Raw genomic sequence first — 8,367 nt, 5'->3', positions numbered from 1 at the left:
CACCCACCAACAGCCGCGTGAACCTGTCGAAGGCGGGGCACTGTGGGTTTGCGGGGTGTGAGCGCCATGGATGGCGCGACCAAGGCTACATGGACGTACTTGCGCCGTCCCCGCAAACCCACAGTGCCCCGCCACCCCGCGGATAGCCCGCTGTTGCCTTTGACGTTGAGCAGGTGCAGGGCGCAGCCCTGCAAAAAGAACCTACTTCACCCGACGACCCGTGCGGTCGATGCGGAACCACTCGCCGCCTTCCATCGGCGTATGCCCATCGCCATCCGGCGCGCCGCGCCGGCACCCGTTGCAGACCTCCGCCACGCCATCCTCGAACGGCCACGCGAAATCGAACAGCGCCGGAATCACCTGGCGTAACTGCAGGTCGAAGTAGCCCACCCGGTCACCCACGCGCCCGCGCAGCAGGCCTTCCTGCGGCGTGTCCGCGCCGTTGTCCCAGGCCAGCACCGGCAGGCTGCGGCCGCTGCGGTCCACGTAGTGGAAGCCCCCATCGGCATGCACAACCGCCAGGCCGTGCGCGTCGTACTCCAGACCCTTCAGCGCGTCGGCGCTGAGCTTCAGCTGGTGTCCTTCCGCCTCGCAGCCGGGCAGGTCCACCAGACCCTGTTCTTCCGTCAGCTGCATGCACGCCGACGCCTGCGCCCCCGCCGCACTGCTGGCCAGCAGGCCGCACAGCACCAGCGACCGCACGTGGCGGCCGCTGGTGGCAGCCGGTCGTCCCGTCACTGCGCCTCGGCCTTGCGCTCGAAGGCGGTCGGCGCGGGCAGCTGCACCGGCACGCCCTTGTCGTCGCAGGTGCCGGCCTGGCACAGGCGCTCGCGCAGGGCCGGGGTGGCCTGCACGATCATGTGGTAGATCGCGTTCTGTTCCAGCGTGCCGCGGATGGCCTTGCTGCCCGGGCCGCGCGCCCAGATGCCTACGTCCTCGCCACCGTGCGATTCGGATTTCATCGGCACCAGCGCTTCCTGCATGTAGTCCGGGTGCTCGGTGTCCACGCTGTGCAGGTCCGGGCGGCCGTTTGCCTGCTCGAAGCTGCTGGGGTTGTGCGGGTAGCGCTTGGGGCCGGCCGGCTGCTGGTTGGTCGCGCCGGTATGGCCGGGGCCGTTGGCATAGCTCAGCGTGGTGTAGGGCTGGCCGTTGCCGTCCAGTGCGTAGTCCAGCTTGCCGGCACCGTCTTCGCCGCCCTTGTCCTTCACCTTGCCCAGGATCGGGTTGCCGCGCGCCGGGTAGCCGACGAAGTTGAGGGTGTGCGAGTGGTCGGCGGTGACGATGATGAGGGTGTCGTCGGCCGAGGTCAGTTCGCTGGCCACGCGCACCGCGTCGGACAGGGCCACGGTCTCGGTCAGCGCACGGTAGGCGTTGCCACTGTGGTTGGCGTGGTCGATGCGCGCACCTTCGATCATCAGCACGTAGCCTTCCTGGTGCTGCGACAGAGTCTTGATCGCTGCAGCAGTCAGTTCGGCCAGGCTCGGCTCACCGCCCGGATCCTGCGGGCGCTCGTACTCGTAGCGCATGTGGTCCGGTTCGAACAGGCCGAGGATGGCCGGCGCATTGGCGGCGGCCGCCAACTGCTTGCTGTTCCAGACGTAGGCACCCTGCGGATGCGACTGCTGCCATTCCTGCACCAGGCTGCGGCCGTCCAGTCGCTGGCCGACCTTGTCGTCGTATTCCGGATCGCGCTCTTCCACGGTGGTGAATTCACCGCGGCCGCCACCCAGGGCGACCAGCGGGCCACGGCCGTAGCGCGAGGTCGACAGCAGCTGCTGGGCGATGTCCTTGCAGCCGGCGGCCTTGGCCGCGTCGGTCAGGTCGGTGTCGTTTTCCCAGTTGCGCTCGGGCGAGTGCGCGTAGGTGGCGGCCGGGGTGGCGTGCGTCAGGCGCGCGGTGGACACGATACCGGTGGCCAGGCCGGCGCTGTCGGCCAGCTGCAGCCAGGTCAGCAGGCCCTTGGACAGGCTGTCGGCGCAATCGCTGCGGCTGCCGGCACTGACACCGATCGCACCCATGTGGGTCTTCACGCCGGTGGTGATCGCCGTCATTGTTCCGGCCGAGTCCGGCGTCTGCGAGTCGGTGTTGTAGGTCTTGCTGAACGCCGTGGCCGGGAAGCGTTCCCAGGACAACAGGTTCTCTTCGCCCGAGCCGCCCTTCTGCTGGCCTTCGTAGATGCGCGAGGCGGCGACGGTGGTCAGGCTCATGCCGTCACCGAGGAACAGGATGACGTTCTTAGCTTTGCCGGCCATCGCGCCATTGGCGGCCGCCTGGGCGGCGCCGCTGCGGTACCACCACTGCGGGGTCTCGCCGGCAGGATGGGCCACCGGATCGACCGCGACGTCCAGGCCGGCCGGGGCAGAGGCGGGGGTGGTACTGGCGCAGGCGCCCAGCAGCAGGGTGGTGGCGCAGGCGGCCAACAGGGAGACGGAACGACGCATGGACGCTGGGATCTCACAAACTGTAACGGGACGTTCATTATGCCCGCCCCAGCAAGGCACGCCGATGACACACTGATTTGCCTGCGGAGCGGTCGTTCCCAGGGCAGGCTTGCGCTATCGTGCAACCATCCCTTCCTTCCCTCTGGATTGCCTATGAAACTGGTGTCTGCCTGGCTGCGGATTCCATTCTGGCAGCGCGTGGTCGGTGGCTTCGTGCTCGGTGCGCTGGCGGGCTGGGCGCTCGGCCCGGCCGCTGATACGTGGTTCGGCCCGCTCGGCGAACTGTACGTCACCCTCATCAAGATGATCGCGGTGCCGCTGGTGTTCTTCGCGGTCATCAATGCCATCTCCTCGCTGCACGGCCAGAAGTCGGTTGCCGCACTCAGTGGCCGCACCTTCCTGTGGTTCATCATCACCGCCGCGCTGGCGGTATGCGTGGGCCTGGGCGTAGGCACCGTGCTGCAGCCTGGCGCCGGTGGCCTGCAGTTGTCGATGGCCAGCAACTATGTGCCGCGCGAAGTGCCCAGCGTGGTGCAGGTGCTGCTGGACGTGGTGCCGTCCAACGTGTTCTACGCGCTGTCGGGCATCGGTACCAAGGTCAATGCCGCGGGCGAGACCGTGCTGGCCGCGGGGCGTGGTTCGATCCTGCCGGTGATCTTCTTCGCCGGCCTGGTCGGCTTTGCCATCGTCAAGCTCGGCGAGAAGGTGACCGAGGCGCGCAGGCTGGTAAGCCAGATGAGCGACATCATGATCCAGGTGACGCGCTTCGTGCTGGAAGTCACCCCGATCGGCACGTTCGGCCTGATCGCCGGCCTGGTCGGCAGCTACGGCTTCGAGAAGCTGCTGCCGCTGGGCCACTTCGTGCTGGCCCTGTACGTGGCCTGCGCGCTGCACATCGTGGTGGTCTACAGCGCGCTGCTGCTGGCGCACGGCCTGAACCCGCTGAAGTTCTTCCGCGGTGCCGCGCCGGGCATGCAGGTGGCCTTCGTCAGTTCCTCCAGCTTCGCCGCCATGCCGGTAGCGCTGCGGTCCATCACCCACAACCTGGGCGTGAACAAGGACTACGGTTCGTTCGCGGTGCCGCTGGGCGCCAGCATCAAGATGGACGGTTGCGGTGCGATCTATCCGGCGCTGTGCGCGGTTTTCATCGCGCAGTACAGCGGCGTGCCGCTGACCCCGGAGCAGTACGTGGTAGTGCTGATCGCTTCGGTGCTGGGCAGCTTCGGAACGGCTGGCGTGCCGGGTACCGCCGTGATCATGGCCACGGTGGTACTGAGCGCAGCCAACCTGCCACTGGAAACCATCGGCTACCTGTATGCCATCGATCGGATCCTGGACATGATGCGCACGATGACGAACGTGACGGGCCAGATGCTGGTGCCGGTGATCGTGGCCAAGGAAACCGGCCTGCTGGACCAGGCGGTGTACGACAACCCGTCCACCAATGTCGGCCTGGATGATCCTGACCCGGCGCCGCCGCGCAGCTGAAGCGGCACTGCAACGGGGTGTATCAGCACCTGTAACACCGCTGATACAGCCCCCGCCGGGCCTTGTGCCGTGTTGTTTCCTGCGCGTTAAGGCAAACGATATCCGAACGCTTCTGTAACACTGTGCTTTCAACGTGCGTATCGGCAACCGGCTGAAGCGCTTGCCCACCCACGGTCTGGACGTTGGCACGGAAACTGCTCTGTCCCTGCGCATACGCAACGGGAGAGCGGCATGGACAGCAGCACCACCCACCTCGGTTACCCGGTCCGCCAGCTTGCACTGCTGCTGGCCTTGGCCTGCCCGCTGGCGGCGGCTGCATCGGGTGCGCGCCAGGGCGTGAAGCCGCAGCCGGGCGAGATCGTGCTTCTGCGCGATGTGGCCGCACGTCCGGCCTATCGCATGGCGCCGCCCGGAATGGCGTTGATCGCCGATCCCAAACCGCAGCGTGAGATCGCCACCGCTCTGGGCACTGGCGGCTCTGGTGGCATGGACGAATTGAGCGATGACGATTATGCCGGGCTCGGCGCGGGCCAGTCCGGGCCTGTGGCCGTACCCGGCGGTACCACCGTGGAGCGGGTAACCCATCAGGCGCTCGGCGGCACGCTGGGTCGTTCCAGCGACGGCACGCTCGGCGGCAACAGCCTGGGCGGTGCGATGAGCGGCCCGCTGGGTGCAGTGGGCAATACCACCCGCGGCATCGGCGATACCGTCCGCGGTGCGCTGGCCCAGTTTCCGCTGGGTGCGGCAGCGCCGCAGGGCGGTGGCAAGTGAAGCGTGCAGCGCGCGGCGCATTGCTGCTGATGCTGGCCGGTGCACCCGCATGGGCGTGGGCCGACGACTACAGCGGCATGCTGTCCTACCTGGACGTGGCGCGCATCGGCGACCGTGCGCTGGCCGGTGCCAGCGGTGCCATCAGCGTCAACCAGGCCGCCGGGGACCTGAACCTCCAGGCCAATCTGCAGGGCATGGCGACCGGCGACCGGGCCAACGTGGCCATCGACGCACGCCAGCGGCGCTACGCCGAGGTGGTGCTGTCCGGGCCACTGCAGGCCAGTGCGCACATCGAGGGCCAGGCGCTGGAGGGCGCCAGTGGCATCGCATCGATCAACCAGGCCAGTGGCATCGCCAACACGACGCTCAACGTCGTCAGCGCGACGCTGGCCCGGCAAGGGATACGCGAGACCGACGACGCGGCTTTGGCGGCGTCGGACATCGCGTCAGCAGGGGGGCAGGGCGACGCCGGTGACGGTGTTGCGGCGGGTATCCGCAGTGTCGGCGTTTCCGCCACGGCGCTGCGGGGCTTCGACGGTGTCCTGCAACTCAATCAGATCGCGGGAGCCCGCAATGACACGGCCAACGTGCTTGGCCTGGTCGTCCAGGGCAACCCGTGAGTACCACCCACCACCCGATGTATCACTGATGAGAGAGGGCACCATGAAAGCGACCGTCAAACAGTCTCTGCTCGCCATGGCAATTGCTTCTGCCTCGACCGCGGCTGCGGCCAACGGCTGGGACAACCAGAACGCCAGCGCGAACATCAACCACAACCATGTCGTGACCGAGACCCGCAACGACACCCACAACCACACCGACAACGAGGTCCGCAACTGGACCCGTACCAGCACCACGGTACGCAGCAACACCGACTCCTCCAACGTCAGCCGCAACCGCACGGTGAACGAGCAGGTACAGAAGAACAGCAACATCCAGGCAGACGAGCGCCAGGAAAAGAACAACCACGGCGTCGACGTGAACCTGGAAAAGGATCTGCGCCTGAGCAGTGATGTGAACTTCTCGGGCGATCCGACCATCACCGGCAACATCGACCTGGATTCGGCCGCCATTGCCGTCATCGACAACCGCCAGTCGGTCAGCAACAACCTGGGCTCCAACAGCCTGGTCACCAACAGTGCCTCGATTGCCGATGACGTGGGTTCGGGCGCATCGGGCAACCTCGGCTTCAACGTCGTGGCCGGTGACAACAACGCGCAGGACAACGCGGCTTCGCTGTCGGCGGCCGATGCCTCCTTCAGCTTCGGCATGGCCGACGCCGAGGTGTTCGTCAACCAGGCCGGCATGGGCAATACCACCATGAACTCCGGCGTCACCAACGCCGCCAGCCTGGGGGGCAATGCCTTCGGGGGTGCGTCGGGCAACATCGGCGTGAACATCGCCTCGGGCAACAACAACGAGCAGAAGAATGCGCTCGCTGCGTCGGTGGCGACCAGCGCGGTGGCCCAGTCCAGCATCAGTTCCAACCAGATCTCCAGCGGCAACGCCGTGAGCAATGCCGGCTTCGTGCAGTCCTACACCGATACGGTGCAGGTCGGCATGAGCGGCGACATCGGCGGCCTGACCCTGGCCTATGGCGCCGGCACCTACAGTGGCCGCGGCAATGCCTACCAGATGGCCAACTACTATCTGGATACCTGGAGTGGCGACCTGCCGCACCCGGGTGGCAATGCCACCGGCCACATCGATCTGGACAGCGATATCCAGAACGCGACCCCCAACCCGTACCGGCAGGGCGTCGGCGGCCTGGGCTTCGACACGCGCGAAAGCGGCACCAGCCAGTTCGTCGAACTGGGCGTGGCCGACCTGTACGCCAGCCTGAGTGGCACGGTCACCACCACCCGCTGGGTGAACGTGGATGCGACCAACACCTCGGCGCTGTCGGGCAGTGCGTTCTCCGGCGCCTCGGGCAACATCGGTGTGAACGTGGCCTCCGGCACCGGCAACCTGCAGGCCAACAGCCTGGCCCTGGCCGTGGCACAGCCGAGCACCGGTGGCGGTGGCGGAACCGGCGGCGGCGAGTAACTCCCTGCGTGACCGCTTTCGCAGCGAAGCTGCGTTGAGTGCAACAAGCCCGGCCATCCGCCAATGGCCGGGTTCCCCCGGGAGCCCCTGCTCCTCCTCCCCCTTGGGGCAGGGGCTCCTTCCTTCCGCTGGAGGGCATCATGGCTGCACACCGCCGCTGGATCGGCCTGCTGTCGTGCCTGCTGTTGCTGGGCAGCGCCCATGCGTGGGCAGGCGATGTTGCGTTCACCGGAATATTGCCCAATGGCGCGCTGATGCAGCAGAAGGTGGAAAGCATGCAGGAGCGGCGCTACCGCAACCTGGTGCGGCAGCACACCGATTACAGCTGTGGCGCGGCCGCATTGGCCACCATCCTGCGTTACGCCTACCACCTGGACACCAATGAATCGACGGTGATCGAAGGCATGATGGGCGTGTCCGATCCGCAGATGGTGAAGGAACGCGGCTTCTCGTTGCTGGACATCAAGCGCTATGTCGAATCGCTCGGCATGCGTGGGCGTGGCTACCGTATCGATGAGAATCGGCTGCGCACGCTGCGCGTGCCTGGCCTGGTGCTGATGGATGTGCGCGGGTTCCGCCATTTCGTGGTGCTCAAACAGGTCCGCGGCGGCATCGTTGAAGTGGCCGATCCGATCCTGGGCAACCGCAGCCTGTCACTGGCCGAGTTCAACGAAGCGTGGCCGTCACGCGCTGTTTTCGTCGTGATCGGCAGCGACTTCGATCGCAACACGGTACTTCTGCAACCCAGCGAGCGGCCCAGTGCGCGTGCGTTGTACGCGCGGCAGGGCCCGATCACCGATGCCGAACTGGTCGATTTCGGCTTCAGCCATGCCGACCTGTTCTGAAGGAGGCTCGATCATGCTGTACCAACGTATTCTGATTGCCACGCTGCTGCTGTTGCCGGTGCTGCCCGCCTGGGCGGCTGACGGCGCACCGGGGCGTGGGCTGAAGGAAATACCCGACCCCGAACTGAACCTGATGCGCGGCCGCTACACGGTAGGCGGCAACAACGTGGCGTGGTTCGGGGTGACGATGATCTCGCAGTGGCAGGGCGCCAATGGCAGCAGCGTGCAGGGCGCGCTGACCCTGGGCATGGACTTCCGCCAGGGTGGTACGCCACGGCTGACGTTCCAGCCACACGTCCAGGTCACCAACGCCGACGCCCCGATGCCGACCCCGGACGGACGCAGCATCGACAGCAGCGGCCTGGCCAATGCCACCGGCCTGGTGCAGGCGGTGCAGGTGGCCGGCGATGGCAACACCGCACGCAACGTGACCCACCTGACCGTGCGTGACGGTGCGGTGCCGACAACCCCCGTCGATGGCAGCCGCATCGCGCAGATGCAGCAGGGCGGGGCCAGTGCCACGGCGGTACTCGATGGCAACCAGGCACGCCTGATGCTGCAGATCGACGGCCAGGGCCTGGTCCAGCAGTGGATCCGTAATGGCAGCGTCGGCCAGGGCATCGCTCTGTCCGGCGATGGCCAGACGGCCAGCAACCGGCTGCAGCTGGAGCTGGTACGCAACACCGTGGCCGGCAACCAGCCCTTGAGCCAGAACGTGGCCCAGGCGATGGCGCTGAACCGCGGCATGGGCCCGGGCCAGTAACACGGCCCGGTCG

At 67.0% G+C, this 8,367-nt stretch carries 8 protein-coding genes; 6 read left to right on the top strand and 2 right to left on the bottom strand.

Translation table 11 applies throughout. The features are described 5' to 3' along the window. Positions 1 to 201: 201 nt before the first annotated feature. The gene (locus ACQKDV_RS08175; protein WP_427783259.1) at positions 202 to 738 is read right to left on the bottom strand and encodes a WG repeat-containing protein; all 537 of its coding nucleotides are present in this window, start codon (positions 736 to 738) and stop codon (positions 202 to 204) included. After that, a complete protein-coding gene (locus ACQKDV_RS08170; RefSeq protein ID WP_427783258.1) occupies positions 735 to 2,441 on the bottom strand; it encodes an alkaline phosphatase in 1,707 nt (568 codons plus the stop codon). The genes ACQKDV_RS08175 and ACQKDV_RS08170 overlap by 4 nt, the downstream gene beginning before the upstream one ends. Positions 2,442 to 2,594: 153 nt before the next feature. Here ACQKDV_RS08170 and ACQKDV_RS08165 point away from each other — a divergent pair, with 153 nt between their 5' ends. From ACQKDV_RS08165 to ACQKDV_RS08140, 6 genes are all read left to right on the top strand, one after another. Further along, positions 2,595 to 3,929, top strand: coding sequence for a dicarboxylate/amino acid:cation symporter (locus ACQKDV_RS08165; RefSeq protein WP_427783257.1), 1,335 nt, complete (start codon positions 2,595 to 2,597; stop codon positions 3,927 to 3,929). 231 nt (positions 3,930 to 4,160) lie between these two features. Next, the gene (locus ACQKDV_RS08160) at positions 4,161 to 4,700 is read left to right on the top strand and encodes a hypothetical protein (protein ID WP_427783256.1); all 540 of its coding nucleotides are present in this window, start codon (positions 4,161 to 4,163) and stop codon (positions 4,698 to 4,700) included. 29 nt (positions 4,701 to 4,729) lie between these two features. Continuing rightward, positions 4,730 to 5,320 (top strand): hypothetical protein, encoded by a 591-nt coding sequence (locus ACQKDV_RS08155; RefSeq protein WP_427783261.1) that lies wholly within the window; start codon positions 4,730 to 4,732, stop codon positions 5,318 to 5,320. 43 nt (positions 5,321 to 5,363) lie between these two features. Then, positions 5,364 to 6,746, top strand: coding sequence for an adhesin (locus ACQKDV_RS08150; protein ID WP_427783255.1), 1,383 nt, complete (start codon positions 5,364 to 5,366; stop codon positions 6,744 to 6,746). 140 nt (positions 6,747 to 6,886) lie between these two features. Continuing rightward, positions 6,887 to 7,591, top strand: coding sequence for a C39 family peptidase (locus ACQKDV_RS08145; RefSeq protein WP_427783254.1), 705 nt, complete (start codon positions 6,887 to 6,889; stop codon positions 7,589 to 7,591). A 13-nt stretch (positions 7,592 to 7,604) separates the two neighbouring features. After that, positions 7,605 to 8,354: a hypothetical protein gene (locus ACQKDV_RS08140; protein WP_427783253.1), complete on the top strand. Its 750-nt coding sequence runs from the start codon at positions 7,605 to 7,607 to the stop codon at positions 8,352 to 8,354. The last annotated feature ends 13 nt before the right edge of the window (positions 8,355 to 8,367 follow it).

It is taken from the genome of Stenotrophomonas sp. NPDC077659 (assembly GCF_050268705.1).
Classification (GTDB): Bacteria; Pseudomonadota; Gammaproteobacteria; order Xanthomonadales; family Xanthomonadaceae; genus Stenotrophomonas.
The sequence above is the reverse complement of the archived record's forward strand: the minus strand, read 5'-3'. Positions and strand labels throughout refer to the sequence as shown.